Origin of the sequence: Gardnerella bretellae (assembly GCF_048545135.1) — a bacterium.
Taxonomy (GTDB): Bacteria; Actinomycetota; Actinomycetes; order Actinomycetales; family Bifidobacteriaceae; genus Bifidobacterium; species Bifidobacterium greenwoodii.
In genome coordinates this window covers 255889-274362 of the sequence record NZ_JBKQXU010000001.1, presented here as the reverse complement: position 1 = coordinate 274362, position 18474 = coordinate 255889, and the positions used below count along the sequence as shown (strand labels likewise).

General features: G+C 40.5%; 13 protein-coding genes. 4 read left to right on the top strand and 9 right to left on the bottom strand.

The genetic code is table 11. From position 1 onward, the window contains the following. Positions 1-4: 4 nt before the first annotated feature. Positions 5-1009 (top strand): ABC transporter substrate-binding protein, encoded by a 1005-nt coding sequence (locus ACJV7B_RS01100; RefSeq protein ID WP_419388744.1) that lies wholly within the window; start codon positions 5-7, stop codon positions 1007-1009. 27 nt (positions 1010-1036) lie between these two features. Then, positions 1037-1852 (top strand): ABC transporter ATP-binding protein, encoded by an 816-nt coding sequence (locus tag ACJV7B_RS01095; RefSeq protein ID WP_419388743.1) that lies wholly within the window; start codon positions 1037-1039, stop codon positions 1850-1852. Positions 1853-1928: 76 nt separating this feature from the next. Here ACJV7B_RS01095 and mfd read toward each other — a convergent pair whose 3' ends face one another. The 3 genes from mfd to ACJV7B_RS01080 form a co-directional block, all read right to left on the bottom strand. Then, a complete protein-coding gene (gene mfd / locus ACJV7B_RS01090; protein ID WP_419388804.1) occupies positions 1929-5486 on the bottom strand; it encodes a transcription-repair coupling factor in 3558 nt (1185 codons plus the stop codon). Positions 5487-5502: 16 nt separating this feature from the next. Further along, positions 5503-6102, bottom strand: coding sequence for an aminoacyl-tRNA hydrolase (gene pth / locus ACJV7B_RS01085; protein WP_375169543.1), 600 nt, complete (start codon positions 6100-6102; stop codon positions 5503-5505). A 131-nt stretch (positions 6103-6233) separates the two neighbouring features. Then, a complete protein-coding gene (locus ACJV7B_RS01080; RefSeq protein WP_375169544.1) occupies positions 6234-7274 on the bottom strand; it encodes an ABC transporter substrate-binding protein in 1041 nt (346 codons plus the stop codon). A 383-nt stretch (positions 7275-7657) separates the two neighbouring features. Between ACJV7B_RS01080 and ACJV7B_RS01075 the strand changes: the two genes are divergently transcribed. Beyond that, entirely contained in the window at positions 7658-8449 is a 792-nt protein-coding gene (locus tag ACJV7B_RS01075) for an ABC transporter permease (RefSeq protein WP_410314285.1), read from the top strand. Positions 8450-8562: 113 nt separating this feature from the next. On the opposite strand, the gene ACJV7B_RS01070 is transcribed toward ACJV7B_RS01075, so the two are convergent. From ACJV7B_RS01070 to ACJV7B_RS01060, 3 genes are all read right to left on the bottom strand, one after another. Further along, positions 8563-12120, bottom strand: coding sequence for a UPF0182 family membrane protein (locus ACJV7B_RS01070; RefSeq protein WP_419388742.1), 3558 nt, complete (start codon positions 12118-12120; stop codon positions 8563-8565). A 142-nt stretch (positions 12121-12262) separates the two neighbouring features. After that, positions 12263-13552, bottom strand: coding sequence for a uracil-xanthine permease family protein (locus tag ACJV7B_RS01065; RefSeq protein ID WP_419388741.1), 1290 nt, complete (start codon positions 13550-13552; stop codon positions 12263-12265). 320 nt (positions 13553-13872) lie between these two features. After that, positions 13873-14241, bottom strand: a complete 369-nt coding sequence (locus ACJV7B_RS01060) for a DUF488 domain-containing protein (RefSeq protein ID WP_419388740.1) — start codon at positions 14239-14241, stop codon at positions 13873-13875. A gap of 84 nt (positions 14242-14325) precedes the next feature. On the opposite strand from ACJV7B_RS01060, the gene ACJV7B_RS01055 reads away from it, so the two are divergent. Next, positions 14326-15387 carry a YeiH family protein gene (locus ACJV7B_RS01055; RefSeq protein WP_004136034.1) on the top strand — a complete coding sequence of 354 codons (1062 nt, stop codon included), beginning with the start codon at positions 14326-14328 and terminating at the stop codon, positions 15385-15387. A 135-nt stretch (positions 15388-15522) separates the two neighbouring features. Here ACJV7B_RS01055 and ACJV7B_RS01050 read toward each other — a convergent pair whose 3' ends face one another. The 3 genes from ACJV7B_RS01050 to proC form a co-directional block, all read right to left on the bottom strand. Next, a complete protein-coding gene (locus ACJV7B_RS01050; protein ID WP_419388739.1) occupies positions 15523-16173 on the bottom strand; it encodes a L,D-transpeptidase in 651 nt (216 codons plus the stop codon). Positions 16174-16401: 228 nt separating this feature from the next. After that, positions 16402-17490, bottom strand: a complete 1089-nt coding sequence (ychF, locus tag ACJV7B_RS01045) for a redox-regulated ATPase YchF (protein ID WP_004136029.1) — start codon at positions 17488-17490, stop codon at positions 16402-16404. Positions 17491-17541: 51 nt separating this feature from the next. Next, positions 17542-18348, bottom strand: a complete 807-nt coding sequence (gene proC, locus ACJV7B_RS01040; protein ID WP_419388738.1) for a pyrroline-5-carboxylate reductase — start codon at positions 18346-18348, stop codon at positions 17542-17544. Between the last annotated feature and the right edge of the window lie 126 nt (positions 18349-18474).

Below are 18474 nucleotides of genomic sequence, written 5' to 3'. Positions count from 1 at the left end.
AACTATGGTTAATTTCAAATTAAAAAGCGCAAGCAAGCGTGCTATTTGCGCATTGTGTGCTCTTTGCACAGCAGTTGCACTAGCTTCATGCGGAAGCGCTCAGAAATCTTCAAGCAACGCGTCTTCTACAAAAGAAGATACTGGCACTATGCGTGTTGCTTATCTTTCTACAGCAAACTATTTAACTACATTGAAGAACGAAAAGTTCTTGCAGGAAGAGTTTGGAAAGTCTAAAGTCACTTACACTGGTCCTTACACTCCAGTTGATGGACTTACTGCAGTAATGAGCGGTAGCGCAGATGCAACAACTACAGGAACTGGCCGTTTTATTGATCTTATTGCCGAAGGTCAGCCTTGGGTTGCTTTTGCACTCGAATACTACAATGGTGATTCTCAGGGAATTGTAGCATCTGCAAAAAGCGGCGTAAAAACCTTAAAAGACTTGTATGGAAAGAAAGTTGCTATTATTCACAATGGCGACACCGGCGACTACATGCTTCATCGCGCTTTCGATAAAAGCGGTTTAGACGTTTCTAAAGTTCACAAAGTTGAAATGAGCCCTAAAAACTTCCAGGCTGCTTTCTCTTCTGGACAGATTGACGCAATTTCTTCGTTCGACCAGAATCTTGCAGCAGCTATGACCACTCCTGGCTCTAAGTTACTTGTAAACGCTAAGAAGTATGGCAATATGAACGTTACTATTCATATTGTTTCTAGAAGCTTTGCTAAGAAACATCCTGAACTTGTGAAGAAAATGTATAAGGCTCTTGTGCGCGAAGCAAAGAAGTCTCACAAGGAAAAGAATGTTATTGGCAACGCTTATAAGCAGCTTGGTGCGTCTGACACGATTATTAAGCAGATTGAAAAGTTTGATAATCCAACAATTAGACCAATCGACGCTAAAGGCTTGGAAATGATGAAAGTTCAAGCCAAGGAATACGTTAAGTACGGTTTGATTAAGCAGGCTCCAAAGAATTTGGATGATTCTGTAATGGACTGCAGCAAGTAAACGTTATTACCTAACTAAAATACGACTATGTTTAAGAGCATTTTTCATAAGCGTCACAATGCGGAAGTTTCGGAAGAATCTACTTACGAATCGAATATTAACGATAGTGATTACTGCGTTAGTATGGAGAATCTTGGTATTTCTTTCGCATCTTCAGAAAGTAAAAATACAGAAGATAATTCTGCAACTAATTCTTCTTTCGTATTGAAAAACATTACGATGAGAATTAAAAAGGGCGAATTTGTGTCGCTTATTGGTAGATCCGGTTGCGGAAAAACGACGCTTTTGAAAATAATTTCAGGACTTCTTACTCCTACTGAAGGTAGCATTTACGCCACAAGTCGTCAGGCTATTGGTTTCCAGGACGCCAGATTAATACCTTGGCTTTCTGTGAGCAAAAATGTTGTTTTTGGTATGGAAGCAAGTAACCAAGAGCTTAAGGATATTGCGCATTTAGCGCTTTGCCAAATGCAGCTTGAAGACTACGATAACAAGTGGCCATCTCAGCTTTCTGGCGGCCAGCAGCAGCGCGTATCTTTAGCAAGAGCTTTAGTTAGAAATCCTGAATTATTGTTGCTTGACGAGCCTTTTGGCGCTTTGGATGCTCTTACTAGATTCGATATGCAAGATTTGCTTAATAAGCTTCAAGCTGAATACGGCTGGAGCACGCTTATGGTTACGCACGATATTGCGGAAGCTGTGAGACTTTCTGACCGAATTCTTATGATTAAAAATGGTGAGATTTATAAGCAATGGCATATTAATCGCGAACATCTTGACGCTCAAAATCGTCCATTAAATCATAGTGAAATAGAAGATGAGCTTAGAGAAGCATTACAATAAGTAAACTCGAAAAAATTGATAAAGGCGACTGCAAAATAGGCGGCCGCCTTTATTTATAAAATAAACACAAGCAAATTTACCAAGCTAAATCTTCAAGAAGTTGACGCACCCATGAAAGTATTTCATGCTCGCTCATTGCGCTAGTTCCAAGCGAAGATTCAAAAGGCGCTGGAATAATAAGCATATGAGTAAGAGGACGATACTTTGCTCCGCGGTAAATTCTTTGCAAACGCATCCACAACGACTCTTTTGGATCGATGCCAACAACTCGCACTGATTTTCCTTGAGAGCTGATTTGCGTAATACCAAGCTCTCGAGCCTTAAAGCGCAAGCGAGCAACATCACACAGCGCACCAAACGCTTCCGGCGGCTCACCAAAACGATCCAACAACTCGTCGTGAAGATCCTTCAAATCGTCATCATTACTTGCGCAAGCAAGCTTACGGTACACCTCCAAACGAAGCTTGTCGGAAGCAATATAATCAACCGGAATCGAAGCTTCAATAGGTAAATCAATAGTTACCGAGACAGGCTGAACGCGCTCTGGCTCCTTATACTGCTCAACAGCTTCTGAAACCATGCGAACGTAGAGATCAAAACCGACTCCCTCAATATGCCCACTTTGTTCATCACCAAGAAGATTTCCAGTTCCTCGAAGTTCCAAATCTTTCATAGCAACATCAAAACCAGAGCCCAAAGCCGTGTGCTGAGCAATAGTTGCAAGACGATCGTGAGACTGCTGAGTCATTGGCTTAGTCGGATCATACAAGAAGTAAGCGTATGCGCGCTCACGTCCTCGCCCAACTCGCCCGCGAAGCTGATGCAATTGACTTAAACCAAATCTGTCGGCATGATCAACAATAAGCGTATTCGCATTAGAAATATCAAGACCGGTTTCAATAATCGTAGTGCACACGAGCACGTCAATATCTCTATGCCAAAAATCGCGAATTACAGCATCAAGCTGCTTTTCACCCATTTTTCCGTGCGCAATAGCAACGCGCGCATCCGGCACAAGCTCGTTAATTTTGTTTGCAACAGAACTAATATCTTCTACGCGGTTATGAACATAAAAAACCTGTCCTCCGCGCAACAATTCTCGCTTAATACAAGCTGATACTTGCGAATCTTCATAAGCGCCAACATAAGTCAAAACTGGAAGACGGTCTTCTGGAGGCGTAGCAAGTGTAGACATTTCACGAATACCGGTTACAGCCATTTCAAGCGTTCTTGGAATTGGCGTTGCTGAAAGACTTAATACGTCGACGTTCGTACGCAAAGCTTTTAACGTTTCTTTATGCTCCACGCCAAAACGCTGCTCTTCATCTATTATGACTAAACCTAAATCTTTGAATTTTATACTCGGGTTCAAAAGTTTATGAGTTCCAATAACAACGTCCACGCTTCCGTCTTGCAATCCGCTTAAAGTTTCGTCAATTTCTTTAGCGGTTTGGAATCTACTCATTGCAGCAACTTTTACAGGGAATCCTTCAAAACGATTCGTAAAAGTTTCGTAATGCTGTTGAACAAGCAATGTTGTTGGAACAAGAACAACAACCTGCTTAGAATCCTGAACAGCTTTAAAAGCTGCACGCAACGCAATTTCAGTTTTTCCAAAACCAACATCGCCGCAAATTAAGCGATCCATCGGCATTGGTTTTTCCATATCTGCTTTTACTTCATCAATAGTTGTCAGCTGATCGGCAGTTTCTTGGTAAGGAAATGCGTCTTCCAACTCTTTTTGCCAAGGAGTATCTTTACTAAACGCAAAACCGCGAGACTGCTGACGCGCGGAGTAAAGTTTAATAAGATTTTCCGCAATTTCGTGAACATGCTTTTTAGCTTTTGCCTTAGTTTGAGCCCAATCCGAGCCTCCAAGCTTATTGAGTTTTGGTATTTCGGCACCAATATATTTGCTAACTAAATCAAGCTGATCTGTTGGAATAAATAATTTATCTGCAGGAGCGTTACGTTTACTTGGCGCGTATTCGATTACTAAATATTCACGAGTTGCAGTTCCACCAGTTACTGCAATATTTCGCTGTTTCATGCCAATAAAACGACCAATACCATGCTGCTCGTGTACTACAAAATCTCCAGGCTTCAGTTCCATTAAGTCGATTGCTTTGCGCCTGCGTTTTGGCGTTTTTAATTGTGTTGAAGCAGAAGATTTACCAGTTAAATCGCGCTCTGTAAGCACAGCTATACGCGCTTTTGCATCAATAAAACCGTCGCTTAAAGAAGAACGTACTGTAGTAAAGTTTGTAACTCCTGTTGTTCTAACAGCTCTTCTTAATCTAGAAAGAGTACCAGAAGCTGCTGCAGTAATAGTTACATCAAAACCGTCATCTATAAGAGACGATATTCCGCCTGAAACTTTCGAAGAATCTCCCCTAAATTCTTCAGGAGCTTTAACAGGTAAAGAGATATTTCCTGCAAGCGTATCGTCTACGCCAAATGATGTTAATTTCCAAACATCATGATTAGAAAATTCTAATGCAGAAACAGTTTCGTCAAAATCTAAGAAATTAGCTTGATCAAAAGTAATAGGAGCGCCAGAACCTAATCCTGAAGCTGCAACATGCCAGCTAGCAGCCAAAAACTCGTTTGCAGTGGACGTAACATCTTCTGCTGCTCTTCGGCATTTTTCCGGGTCAGATAGCATTATTACAGCATTTTTATAAAACATGTTTTGCACTGATTCCATGTTGTCAACTAATGCAGGCAGCAAGGATTCCATACCTTCTACCGGTATAGAATTTGCGATGGATTCAAGCATGTCATCAGCATTGGGAATAACACCAATAAGAGAGCGAGCACGCTTACAAATTTCCTCTGTAAGTTGCAGTTCTCTACAAGGAGTTGCCCAAAGTTTTTCAATATTATTTCCGTATGTACGCTGATCTGAAGCATGGAATTGCTTCATTGTGTCAATTTCGTCACCAAAAAATTCAATACGCACCGGATGCGTCATGGTCGGCGAGAAAACATCGATAATTCCGCCTCGAACAGCAAATTCTCCACGCTCCATAACCAAATCAACGCGCGTGTAAGCATTTTCCACCAACCGCTTAGTTGCGTCTGTAATAGAAAGTTCTTTTCCACACTCAAAAACTAGCGGATCTACATCTCCAAGTCCTGAAACTACTGGCTGAATAAGAGATCGAACAGGAAGAACAAGAACTCGAATTGGTCCAAATAAAGAACTACCTTCTTCTGGATGCTTAAGCCTACGAAATACTGAGATTCTGCTCGCAACAGTATCTGCGCGAGGTGAAAGACGCTCGTGAGGCAAAGTTTCCCATGCCTCTAGTTGTGCAATGTCTTGCGGATTCCCCCTATACCAGTCACGAAGAGATTCAGTGAAATCTGCCGCATCTTTGGCTGAAGGAACAATAACAACAACAGGCATATTCTCTGCAAGAGAAGCTGCAAGAGCCGGTCGCACTCCAAGAGGCGCTGCAATATTAAGCTCGCCACTTTCTGCAGGTTTTTGAAACTTGTTAATTGAATCAATATTATTTTTCGATAATGCACGAAATATTTCATCTTTACTGCATAAATCTAGCAAAATATCATGCAAATTGATTGATGATTCTTCTGTTTCAATATTTTTTGAGTTTTTTGCAACCATTTGTATTGACCTGTTATTAGCGGCCATTAAAATGCTCCTGAGTTGCTGCAAGCCCTCGGAAAATAACGCTTTCTGCAGCATCAGCACCGTCAGCTAAGAAGTTAGGAAGCTCAGATTTTTGAGTTCCACCAAAGCCACCAAGCACCCAATTTACAGTATTATCATGTGCATGAGCACCACGCTGAGCATGACCTACGCCCATGCGAACGCGAGCATATTGTTGAGTTCCAAGGGATCTGTCAATAGACTTAATACCATTATGACCACCTGCGGAACCGCCGGCCTTTACTTTAATGCGCCCAAAATCTAAATCCATATCGTCGTGGATTATAACAATATGATCCGGTTCAATCTGATAGTAGGAACTTATAGATGAAATAGCAGCTCCTGAATTGTTCATAAAAGTTAGCGGCTTAGCAAGGAAAAACTTAGCCATTTTTCCATCCAGATTCATCACACCTTTGCCAAGTTTTGCTAAACCTTTGTGGTCTGCAAGAGACACCGACCAGCGCTCTGCAAGCACATCCGCTACCATAAAACCCATGTTGTGACGCGTGCCTTCATACTTTGTTCCAGGATTTCCTAAACCTGCAATAAGCCAAAAATCAGATGCCATACATCCCCACCCCAATTCGCATAGGTAGCCAACAACAAAACGGGCGCATCGATTGAAGCTGGATTTCCAACTACCCGATACGCCCTCATATACTGTAATCTATTTTAGCAAGACTCAAGTCATTGCGTAAACTACTTCAAAAATTCGTCTGTAGTTAATTCTTTTGCTTGAGGAGTTTTATATGTTACTTTGCCTTTAGAATCCGTATATGCGCCTTCCTTACTTAGGAAGTTGAAGTATTCTTGAGCACCCTTAACATCATTCGTGCCGAACACAAACTTGCCGCTTTTTATGTCTGCACGATTGCCCCAATATTGCCCGTCAACAATCATCTTCATGCTTCGCTTAACGAATTTCACATCAAGATTAGCTTCAGGAGCTTCTTTTACTAAAATGTTCGCAGCTTCATCTGGATGATTGTAAGCATATTCATAACCGCGTTTAACGGCTTTAACAAAAGCGCGAACAAGCTTCGGATTGCGCTTAACCGTGTTTGCGTGAGTAATAATGCCAATAGTGTCCTGCTGGCCTGGCACGCCATAGTCTGCTTCTTTAAAGCAACGCAACTTTGGACCATACATTTGCGCTTGCACGCCTTCCCAAGTTCCATAAAAACCACCAAAATCAGCTTTTCCGGATTCAAGAGTTCGGAACGTGGAAGTGCCAACAGTAACCTTGTCGAACTTACCTTCGCCACCATCATGCTGAATCATTCTGCGAATAACAGCATCGCCTTCTGCAGATCCAAAGGTTGCAAAAGTTCTACCATCAAAGTCTTTAGGAGAATGAATTTTAGTGTTTTTATAAAGAGAGCACCAAATTGCGCTAGGCTTTTGCTGAACTTGCAAAACTTCCCTCAATTTAGCGCCCTTTGTGCTGAAATCTGCAAGATTAGTAGTATTACTTAAAGCAAAATCCGCAGCTCCAGAGTCAACAGCATGCTCAGCACCAGTTTGAGACACAGCCAAAATATTCACGTGTAAACCAGCTTGCTTAAACCAGCCCATATGCTTTGCCACGTATACGCCAATATGATTAGTATCTGGTATCCAAGAAAGCATAAACGAAACGTTTTGAAGACCAGATTTACTATTCTGCTTACTGTTGTTTGATCCGCACGCACACAAAGACAGAATGCAGCATGAGCTTATAAAAACTGCTGTTGCGCGCATAATATTTTTATTAAATTTAAAACAAAAAGCTCGCGCATTGCGCCATAATTGACATATCATGAGTTCCCTAACTTTCTTAAAAATCCGCTTTCTGGGAATGTGACACGAACTTGGCAGAAAACGGTATCAAGGGCCTAGCCCGCGCCGTTCAATGCCCCCGAAAATTAGAACTTTCGGTTTGCCACACATTGACTCACGAAACGACTAAATTATGCACTAATCGAAAGACAAATACGCATAAAATACACGTTTGCTAACTACATACTAGCTATGTGATATTTTCATACAAGAAAGTTTGTAAAATTTTATGTTGTTTGATTGGGGCAGCAGTCAAACAACTACAACAAGCATTATTGCTTGCATATTGAAAGGAACGATATTCCATGACGCGCGCGCGTTGGAAATCACTACTGCATAATTATCTGCCAACAGTAATTTCTATTATTACGTTACTAATTTTTTGGCAGCTTTCTTGCGAATTTTATAAAATTCCAGAAAATTCTATTCCAACTCCGACAACTATTGCAAAAGCCACTTGTGAAGTGTGGCCACAATTATGGCCTGCAACTCTTGCAACTATTGAAGAAACGGTTATTGGTTTTAGTTTTGCCATTGTGTGCGGCATTTTACTGGGCGTACTTTTTCACGTATGCAAGCTGGTTCACGCAGCTTTGTTTCCCCTTCTTTGTGCTGCACAAACGTTACCACTTATTTCGATTGCCCCGCTATTTCTTATATGGTTCGGTTTCGAAATGTCTGGAAAAATAGTTATCGTAACTATTTTCAGCATGTTCCCTATTGCTGTTCAAACAATTAGAGGTCTTGATGCAGTGCCAAGTTTTTATAGCGATGTAGCTTTAACGTGCGGAGCTGGACGAGTTTGGACGCTTTGGCATGTAAAATTACGAGTTGCAGCGCGCCAAATTTTTGGCGGTATTCGCATTAGCGCAGCCTACGTTTTTGGCGCAGCTACTACTGCAGAATATCTTGGCGCTCGTCAAGGATTAGGTATTTGGCTGCAAGCTGCATATAATTCTTTCCGCACTCCCCTCATTTTTTCAGCGACTTTGGTAATTATTGCTTTTACAGCATTGCTTATGGGAGTAGTCAATATTAGTGAGCGTCTGCTTCTTGGCCCTGTAAGCGATGACGAAGATCCAGACAACCAGCTTTAAAACACCGTTAAAAACTCAGTCAACAAACTGAGAAAGTAACGCATAAATAGCAATATCCGTTATTATCTCAGCTACAAAACTGAGATAATAACGGATTAGTAACGGCAATTCTACTACTTTGCAGATTCTTCTTTCATAGCCTCGCCAATAGCATCGCTTAGCTCCTTTTGAGCTTTGCCATACGCTTCCCAATTGCCTTCACGCATTGCAGCATCGGAATCCTTTAACGCTTGAGCTGCACGCTTAAGAGCAGCTTTTACTTGAGGATTTAGCGAAGATGAATTAGTAGAGGAAGCTTGATTAGAAGAATTTTGCTTATTCTCTTTGCTATCTTTACCACCTTCGCTTATTTGAGGCTTATCTGCTTTATCGCCAGGTTTATTAGAAGCGTCTCCTGCCAAAGCTCCGGAATCTCCACCGAATACTTGATCAAGAGCTTCGTCCAATGTATCTGCAAAACCAACCTGATCACCGAAAGCAACTAATACCTTCTTAAGCAACGGATAACTTGTAGATCCACTTGATTGCACATAAACAGGCTCTACGTAAACAAGTCCTCCACCAAGAGGCAAAGTTAATAAGTTTCCTCGCTTAACTTTTGTAGAACCAGATTCAAGCAAATTCAGCTCTTTAGAAACGCTAGCGTTAGCGTTGAAATTGTTTTGAGCTTGACCAGGTCCTGGAACGTTAGAAACCTTAGGTAATTCTTGCAAGCGAAGCTTACCATAGTTCGGCCCAATCTTTCCCGGAGTATCCCCGGCATCTGAATCAACAGACAAGAAACCAGTTAAAATTTCGCGAGTAATCTTACCTGCAGGAATATATGTAGAAACTAACGAAAATACCGGCTTCTTTGCATCACCAGTTTGCAAAGTCAAATAGTAAGGCGGTTGCAAAATATCATCACGTTGAAGACTTTGAGATTCCGTTGGATCAACAGGAGTCTGCCAGAAATCTTCACCAGAGAAGAACTGACTTGCAGTATCTACATGGTACTTTGCTAGCAAATAACGCTGAACCTTAAACAAGCTTTCCGGATAACGCAAATGTTTCATCAAATCGCCAGAAATCTTAGAAATATCGTGATAATGACCTGGAAATATTGATTTCCAAGCTTTAATCACAGGGTCTTTGGCATCCCAAACGTACAAATCAACCGAACCATCGTATGCATCAACAGTGGCTTTTACTGAATTGCGAATATAATTTGCGCGCTGATTAGTTAAGCCTTTAATTGAGCGAGATGTTGTTGTAGTTGAATCCTGAGTGACACTGCCAAAATCAGTCATTTGCGAATATGGGTAGGAGTCGGATGTTGTATACCCGTCAACAATCCACTTAACTCGTCCATCCACAACCGCAGGATAAACGCGCCCATCTAAAGTCAAGTATGGAGCTACTTTAGAAACACGCGTCTTAGGGTCACGATCATACAAAATCTGAGAATTTGCGGTAACTCTATCCGAGAATAAGATCTGATCCGACTCAAAACGAATAGCATGCATCAGCTTTGAGAAGAAGTTACCTACGCTTGGTCCACCATTTCCCTTAAACGTTGTTAAAGCGCCATTTGAACCAGTTGGATAATCAAACTCCCATGGAGCTGTGCCTTTTGGCGAGCCAACAATGGAATATTCTGGAGCATTTGGAGAGAAGTAGATACGAGGCTCATATTTTTGTGACTTCGTAAGCTTACCTTGAGTTGGAATACCATACTCCATAAATTGCGGCTGACCGTCTGCAGTAACTTTATTTCCGTAAGCTGCCACAATTCCATAGCCATGCGTGTAAACAGTGTGATCATTAACCCAGTTACGATTGTCATTGCCAGCTAAATCTAGTTCTCGAGCCGCAATAACAGTATCTTGACTCACCCCGTCAATATCGTACTTGTCTACTGCAAGAGTATCTGCAAACGTATAGTATTGCTTTGATTGCTGAAGCTGACGGAATGTTGGAGAAGTAACTTGAGGATCAAGCAAACGAATTTGCGCAGTAGATTCTGCTTCTGCAGATAACGCTCCAGATTTTCCGTGAGAAGTTGCGTTATACGATTCTTTCTTTACATTGTTTAAACCGTAAGCAAACTTTGTAGCATCAATATTTCGCTGAATATAAGGAGCTTCCATTTCCTGTGCGTTAGGAGCAACCTTAAAACGCTGCAAAAGTGCAGGCCAAGCAAAAGATATAACAATTGAGCAAGCAATTAAAGAAGCCAAAGCAATTGTTGGGGTTTTCCAAGCTTTAACAGCACTCTTAAAACGTTGCGCTATTGGAGCTTCACCAGAGAGTGCATGAGATTTCATAAACCAAAACGCAAGAACTGCACCAACCACAACAGTTATTACTGCCATTACTATGCTTCCAGGCACTCCAGCGTTCATATCCGTGTATGATCCACCAGTAATTCTTGAACCGTCAAGAGTTACTACAGAGAACATGTCTAAAATTTGCAAAACTGCCCAAGATAAAATCACAAACATAAACCATATTGCGATTTGCCTGCGAGCGCGGTTAGTAATATTCAATATTCCATTGCCATCAATAGGCATAGTAAAGCGAATACCGCCCATAAGCAGGTGCGAAACAATAGAGAAAATAAGAGATATTACCAAAAGAAGAACAAAAGCGCCGGCAAACAATCTTAATCCCGGAAGCACAAATACGTAAAAACCATTGTCGATTCCAAATTGTGGATCCTTAATTCCGAAAGACTGAGCGTTGAACATAAGTAATATTTGCACCCAGTGATTGTAGAATTGGAAACCAAATATTGCGCCAACAATTAGCGAAACAATACCAGCAGCATGTAACGCAACTTTAGAGCTTATTCCATGCTTTAGGTCAATAACATTTCCGCGCACGCGAATATAAGAGCCATCTGCATTAGTCGGACGAGCTTTAATTGCTAAAGCTGCAGACAAGTAACCAAAAGCGGACATCAATACAGCGTATAGTACCCAAACCCCCACTTTTGCAGCCAACTGAATCCAGATTACGCTTTCAAAGCCGAGTTGAGCATACCACATGCAATCGGTTATAAACTTTGCAAGACCAAAAACAATCGCGCATATAAAAACTATTGCTACTACGATTGCAGCAAGAACCCAGCGCCATTTTCTTGATTTTCCAACAAACTTATTTACATCAAAATCAATTTTCACAGAATGACTCTCCTTGCTATTTGAGCTTTTATTATCGCTTTTATTGCTTTCACTATCTTCGCTAGTATCGCTAGTATCGGTAGTATCGGTATTTTTTGGCGAATCACCTTCGTTTTCTAGTTTTTTCTTAGCTTCTAATAAATCAGTAAAGAGGTCACCGAGGTCATCATCTTCACTATAATAGTCTGCCCAATCTTTCATTTTTTTTGCAAACTTTGAAAAAGTCTTATCTTTGTTTTCACTATTAGACTCATCTTTAGAAGCATCTTTATCAACAACATTTGCATTGCTATTATCTTCATCAATGCTTTCTATAACTACATCTTGATCAATAGAATCATCCATAGAAGCATCAGCAGCATCATTATTTTGATTGCTCTTTTTCTCTCCATTGCTTGAATAATCAGAACGCTTATGCACTTTAGTGTTTTTAGGTTTTTTAGCCATATACGCGCCAAAAGCAACCCATGCAATGCCAATAATTATTTCTATAATGACTTTCAACATAAGCTTAATGATACTATACTAATTATTCCCAATCTACTTGTTGTGTTTGTTGTGTAATCAAAAATAATTACAAAAAAGCGCGCTCGCAAAAGTAGCGAACGCGCCTAATTTGATTAGATTAAATCAGATTAAAGCATTTAAGCTAAGCAACATCTGGATCGTCTTTAGCGATTGTTCCAGTAAGCTTACCAATAGCCTTCATAACGTGGTACACAACCAACACAACAACAGTGCCGATTGCAATGCCGTTGAACTGAATTCCAGAAACAGCAAATTGGAAGTTAGCAATGCCAATAATCATAACGATTGCAGCAATCATAATGTTAACTGGCTTGTCGAAGTTCACCTTGTTTTCTACCCAAATGCGCACACCAATCATACCAATCATGCCGTAAAGCAAAGTGGTTACACCGCCCAAAACGCCTGCTGGAATGGAGTTTACAACTGCACCGAACTTTGGGCAGAGGCTCAAGATGAAAGCAAATGCTGCTGCACACCAGTAAGCTGCTGTTGAGTAAACCTTTGTTGCAGCCATAACACCAATGTTTTCACCATATGTAGTTGTACCGCAGCCGCCGAAGCAACCTGCAATTGCAGTACCTAAACCGTCGGCAAACAAAGCAGTACCAATCTTGTCATCGTAATTTCGACCAGTCATTTGAGCTACAGACTTAACATGACCAACATTTTCTGCAATCAAAACGAGAACAACTGGCAAGAACATAAGCAAAACAGAGAAGTCGACTTGCGGAGTGTGGAACTTAGGGAAGCCAATCCAAGAAGCATTCTCAATCTTACTAAAGTCAACTTGACCCTGGAAGCATGCGTAAGCGTAGCCAACAAGAACACCGAGCAAAATGTTCAATCGCCCAAGAAGGCCACGGAAGATTACTGCAATAAGCATGACTGCAACCAATGTTACTAACGCTGTATCTGGAGCTTTTTGGAAGTTGCCCCAAACGGCTGGGCCTAAGTTAAAACCAATAATTGCAACGATTGCACCGTTTACAACAGGCGGCATAATAATGTCAATCCACTTAGCGCCCGCAAAATGAACAAGCACACCAATAAGCGCAAGCAGAATACCTGTGCACATAATGCCAAAGCTTGCAACAGCAATGCCCTTATGCGCAGCGGTTACAGCCATAACAGGTGCTATAAGACCAAAAGAGCTTCCTAAATAACTAGGAAGCTTATTTGCGTTAATCAACAAGAACAATGCAGTGGAAAGAGCCGTGAACATCAAAGTAGTCGACGGATCAAAACCTGTAAGAATTGGCACTAAGAATGTGGCGCCAAACATTGCAATAACATGTTGAGCACCAATACCAGCGGTACGAATCCAAGTTAAACGTTCATCTGGCTCAACTACTTCACCAGGACGCAAAGTCTTGCCGTCGCCGTGACGCTGCCATGTAAACAAAGAATTCATTTCTTCTCCTCGTAAAAACAAGTTCTGCAAGAGGTATGTAACCGAGTGTCGTTAAAAAAAAAAACAAGCACTCATCGAGCGCTGGGATGGCAGCTTCTGGGGGCTCCATTACACCACCGACCCATATGCCAAAGAGAAATTTTAACGCGCAAAAAGATATGTGTCGAACATAAGTAGAAAATCATAAGGCTACTTTTTATTTTTGTTGAAATATCAAGGAAAATCGGTGTGTCGAAAACGCAACAAACACCACCAATTATTACTCATAAAAGTTTATAAACATAAACTTTTGCTTACGTATTAATCTGCTTATTGCAATCTTAGTTTTGCAAAACATTTTGAATGTAATCTTTTAACACAATTGCATGATTTATACGCAGATCTTTCGCGCCATATAAAAACGTTATTTTTTTATTTTTTCTGCATATATCTACGATTTGGTTTACACAATCTTGATTCTCGTCCAACTCTTCAATATAACGATTAGCAAATTCTTCGAAACGCTCAGACTTATGCCCAAACCATTTTCGCAAATCACCTGATGGAGCAATATCTTTACACCACAAATCAAGATTTGCCTTTTCTTTACTTATTCCTCTAGGCCACAATCTATCTACTAATATTCGCAAGCCATCATGTTCATCAGATGATTCATAAATGCGTTTAATTTGAATATTAATATTGCACATAATTACCTCTTTAACTACATATAATAATTATACAATTATGATTTTTGTTCACTTTTGTCCGATTGTGAGAGAATAATGAGCTAAATGGTTAATTTCTTTGATACATGGAAAAAGAAAATCTGCACCATCGATATGGCTCTTATTGCCGTATTGACGCTTCTAGCTTCCTTTATTGGTAGCTGGCTTAAGCAATACCCAGGCTTAAAACTTCTGGGTGCTCTTATTATTGCGTTGCTCGTTGGCATGGCTCTGCAGCTGCCATTGCACGCATACAAAAAGAATAATGATTTACGACGCGCAGGAGTTAAAAGCGCAGCTGGTTTGATTGCAAACAAACTTCTTCGCCTTGGTATTATTCTCCTCGGCTTTAAGCTGAATTTGCATGATTTGTTTACCAAGGGCATTAAGTGCTTACCTATTGCAGCTGTGTTAGTTGCAGTAATGGTTTGCGTAACTTATAACATTGCTAAACTTTTGAAGGTAAATCCTCAGCTTGCAATGCTTACTGCAGGAGGCACAAGTATTTGTGGCGCTGCAGCAGTTATGGGTCTTTCTGGCTCAATGCCAGTTCTTCCAGAAGAGGAAGACGAAAAAGAGCAGAACGAAGTTATGGCCGTTGCAACAGTTGCAATTATGGGCACTATTTACGCTCTTGCTGAAATCTTTATTCTTCCTCACTTCGGCATGACTAATCAGCAGCTTGGAATAGCTTCAGGCGCATCTCTTCACGAAATTGCACATGCTGTTGCAGCTGGTGGAGCATTCAATAGTATTAATGTTGCAACAATAATGAAGCTTTCACGAGTTCTTATGCTCGTTCCAGCCTCCATCTTTATTGCAATCTGGTGGAATGCTCGTCATAGCAAAGTTGAAAATGGCGGAAAGCATAAGATTAGCTTCCCATGGTTTATGCTTGGCTTTATTGCAGCATCTGTTATTGGAACTTACGTTCCTTTCATAACAGCTCACGCATCCACTCTTGTAGAAGCAGGATACGTTTTCCTTGGCATGGCAATGGCAGCTCTTGGAATTAACGTAAACTTCAAAGTTATTTTCAAACAGGGTCGCACTGCTTTCCTTGCAAGCTTCTTAGCTTCTATTGTTTTGGTAGTATTAGCTTGTTTGGCTGCAGTACTATTCTTCTAAACAAAATATTGCAAGAATAGTTTGCTAAAAATATAAGAGGGTCTTCAAATGAAGGCCCTCTTTTTTATTCGTAACATTTAAAATTACATTTAAATCAGACTAGTTAAATATTGCGTTTATACAGCTTTTGCAAGATTATCCAATATGAACAGACGTTCCGTCAGGAATATTCTCATAGAACCATTTTGCATCCGCAACGCTTAAACGCACACAACCATGAGATGCAGGCTTTCCTAACTTCATACCTTCAGACCTAATATAATTCCCAAACTCATGGTTAGTTGGCACAGAGTGGAATAAGTATTCTGCATCAATAAAACCTACCCAATAGTCAGCGCCAACTTTTTCATTCTGATTGTAAAAATGCTTGTTGCGCATGCCGTTAATATGATAATCGCCATGAGGAGTAGAGTCATTTATTCCAGAACTCATGATCATTGAATAAACAGTTTTTCCTTTAGCAATAATGTAAACGCGCTGCTTTTTAAGATTTACATCAATATGTAAGTCAGAAACCTTTATTCCAGTAAGGTTAGGGTGCGCTCCCCCTGTAGGATACTTCCAAAAATCAGATTTAGCATTAGCTTTTTTAGAAGAACTTTTATTGCAATACTTATAAATATTATTTAGATTTTTTCCCTTCCTGCTATTTTTAATACCGCCGCAATTATTCTTAATCTTTTCAATAAGCGCATTTTTACGCGCCTGCACACCGTATTGATACGTAGTAGAAAGTACGTTCGATGTTTCAAAACCAACAAATAACAGGAAAATTACTATCAACATTGCAAGTATGCTCGCAGATATGTAGCGCATAGTTTTCGAACTACGAATCCACCATCTGCGCACTTTTGCAAAAACTCGCGCACATTTGCGTATATCACTAACAAAGCCACGAATAAATTGCATCACTATCTCCGGTTATAAAAATAAAAAAGTTGCTACTAATAGTTTAACAGCAAACTACTAGCAGCAACGCTTGAAAAACAAAATTTCGCTTAATTCGCAGAAATATCACACGTTGAATTTAAATTCAACAATATCTCCATCTTGCATAACGTAGTCTCGGCCTTCAAGACGAAGCTTGCCTTCTTCCTTAATCTTTGCCATAGAGCCTTGAGCCTCAACAAAATCATCGTAAGATACGATTTCTGCTTTAATAAATCCGCGCTCAAAATCAGTGTGAATTACGCCAGCAGCTTGAGGAGCAGTCCAACCTTTATGAATCTGCCAAGCGTGAACTTCCTTAACACCAGCGGTTAAATAAGTTTGAAGACCTAAAATATCGAATCCCACACGCGCAAGCTGATCCAAACCAGATTCCTTCAAACCAGCATCCTCAAGCATTTCACGAGCGTCAGCTTCGTCAAGCTCTGTAAGCTCGGACTCAAACTGAGCATTCAAGAAGATTGCTTTTGCAGGTGCCACAGAAGCAGAAAGTTTAGACTTTAAATCTTCGTCAGCAAGCTCAGAATCATCTACGTTAAACACGTAAATAAACGGCTTAGCAGTAAGCAAGTGCAAATCGTACACGTCGTTTTTATCAATAAGCTTTTCGTTATGCGCTTGGTCAATCGTTTTACCAGAAGCAAGAATTTCTTTAGCTTTATTTACTGCATCAACATATTCCTGCGTAACTTTCTTGCCACGCAAATCCTTTTCCAACTTTGGAAGAGCATTTTCAATAGTTTGCATATCGGCAAGAATAAGCTCAGTATTAATAGTGTCAATATCGTCGGCAGGATCCACTTTGCCGTTCACATGCACAATATCGTCGTCATTAAACGCGCGCACAACTTCGCAAATAGCATCTGCTTCGCGAATATTAGCAAGGAATTTATTGCCCAAACCTTCGCCCTCGGAAGCACCCTTAACAATGCCTGCAATATCAACGAAGGTAACTGTTGCTGGAACAATCTTTTCGGTATTAACTAATTTAGCTAAAACTGGAAGACGATGATCCGGAAGCGGAACAATACCAGTATTTGGTTCAATAGTTGCAAACGGATAATTCTCCGCCAAAACGTTATTGCGGGTTAAAGCATTAAACATAGTGGACTTGCCCACGTTTGGCAATCCAACAATTCCAATAGTTAAAGACATATTCACCTAGTTTAGACCAGCGTCGGGAAAGCCGACACAACTTGATTTTATTTACTTTATATTTTCGATAGCATCCACGGCAGAAATAACATCTCCCCTAAATCCGCGAGATTCTAACTGTGCAACTCCTCGAATAGTGGTTCCTCCAGGAGAGCACACTGCATCTTTCATAATCCCTGGATGAGTACTCTCGTTCATATATAACGCACCTACTCCTTCGATCATTTTTGCAGCCAAACGGTAAGCACAATCTCGCTGCAACCCGTACTTTACGCCAGCATCTCCCAAAGCTTCCATGTACATTGCTGTAAAAGCTGGAGCACAGCTAGAAATACACATTGCAATATTCATATTTTCGCCATCCACACGCTCTACTAAAGAAATTGGATCAAATAAAGCATTAAACATAGAAAGCTGTGCGTCAGTTAAAGTATTACTAGACTCAGCTAAAGTAACTCCCTGACCTACCAAAATAGGAGTATTAGGAATAATGCATTGAACATGAACATTATTGCCAAGCAAATCCTTGTATCGCTCAAGATTCCAGCCGGCTGCAACAGAAATAATGGCTGTACCGCGTTCGTCAATAAGACCAGCAATAGGTTTAAGAACTTCAGAAATCTGATAAGGTTTTACAGCAACAATAATTACATCACTTGCTTCACATACTTCTTTAGCAGTGCGCATAGCGCGAGCGCCAATAAGCGAAGTGTTACGCTCAAGTTTTTCAAAATTACGAGCACATGCAACAATATTTTCACCTTGCAATACGCCTGCATTTACAGCACCTTTAGCAATTGCTTGTGCCATATTGCCGTAACCAATAAATCCAACAGTACCGAATGTTCCACTACTCATTCATAATCCCCTTTGGTGCAATTCATAAATAAAGCACTATTTATGACGCAATTATTACTCAAACAGATGTATAGCATATCAAATAGTGCTCTATTAAACGATACAAACACGCAAAATTTAAAACTT

Coding starts and splice junctions, on each gene's coding strand:
- ACJV7B_RS01100 (WP_419388744.1), top strand. CDS start 5: ATGGTTAATTTCAAATTAAAAAGCGCAAGCAAGCGTGCTATTTGCGCA.
- ACJV7B_RS01095 (WP_419388743.1), top strand. CDS start 1,037: ATGTTTAAGAGCATTTTTCATAAGCGTCACAATGCGGAAGTTTCGGAA.
- mfd (WP_419388804.1), bottom strand. CDS start 5,486: ATGGTTGCAAAAAACTCAAAAAATATTGAAACAGAAGAATCATCAATC.
- pth (WP_375169543.1), bottom strand. CDS start 6,102: ATGGCATCTGATTTTTGGCTTATTGCAGGTTTAGGAAATCCTGGAACA.
- ACJV7B_RS01080 (WP_375169544.1), bottom strand. CDS start 7,274: ATGCGCGCAACAGCAGTTTTTATAAGCTCATGCTGCATTCTGTCTTTG.
- ACJV7B_RS01075 (WP_410314285.1), top strand. CDS start 7,658: ATGACGCGCGCGCGTTGGAAATCACTACTGCATAATTATCTGCCAACA.
- ACJV7B_RS01070 (WP_419388742.1), bottom strand. CDS start 12,120: ATGTTGAAAGTCATTATAGAAATAATTATTGGCATTGCATGGGTTGCT.
- ACJV7B_RS01065 (WP_419388741.1), bottom strand. CDS start 13,552: ATGAATTCTTTGTTTACATGGCAGCGTCACGGCGACGGCAAGACTTTG.
- ACJV7B_RS01060 (WP_419388740.1), bottom strand. CDS start 14,241: ATGTGCAATATTAATATTCAAATTAAACGCATTTATGAATCATCTGAT.
- ACJV7B_RS01055 (WP_004136034.1), top strand. CDS start 14,326: ATGGTTAATTTCTTTGATACATGGAAAAAGAAAATCTGCACCATCGAT.
- ACJV7B_RS01050 (WP_419388739.1), bottom strand. CDS start 16,173: ATGTTGATAGTAATTTTCCTGTTATTTGTTGGTTTTGAAACATCGAAC.
- ychF (WP_004136029.1), bottom strand. CDS start 17,490: ATGTCTTTAACTATTGGAATTGTTGGATTGCCAAACGTGGGCAAGTCC.
- proC (WP_419388738.1), bottom strand. CDS start 18,348: ATGAGTAGTGGAACATTCGGTACTGTTGGATTTATTGGTTACGGCAAT.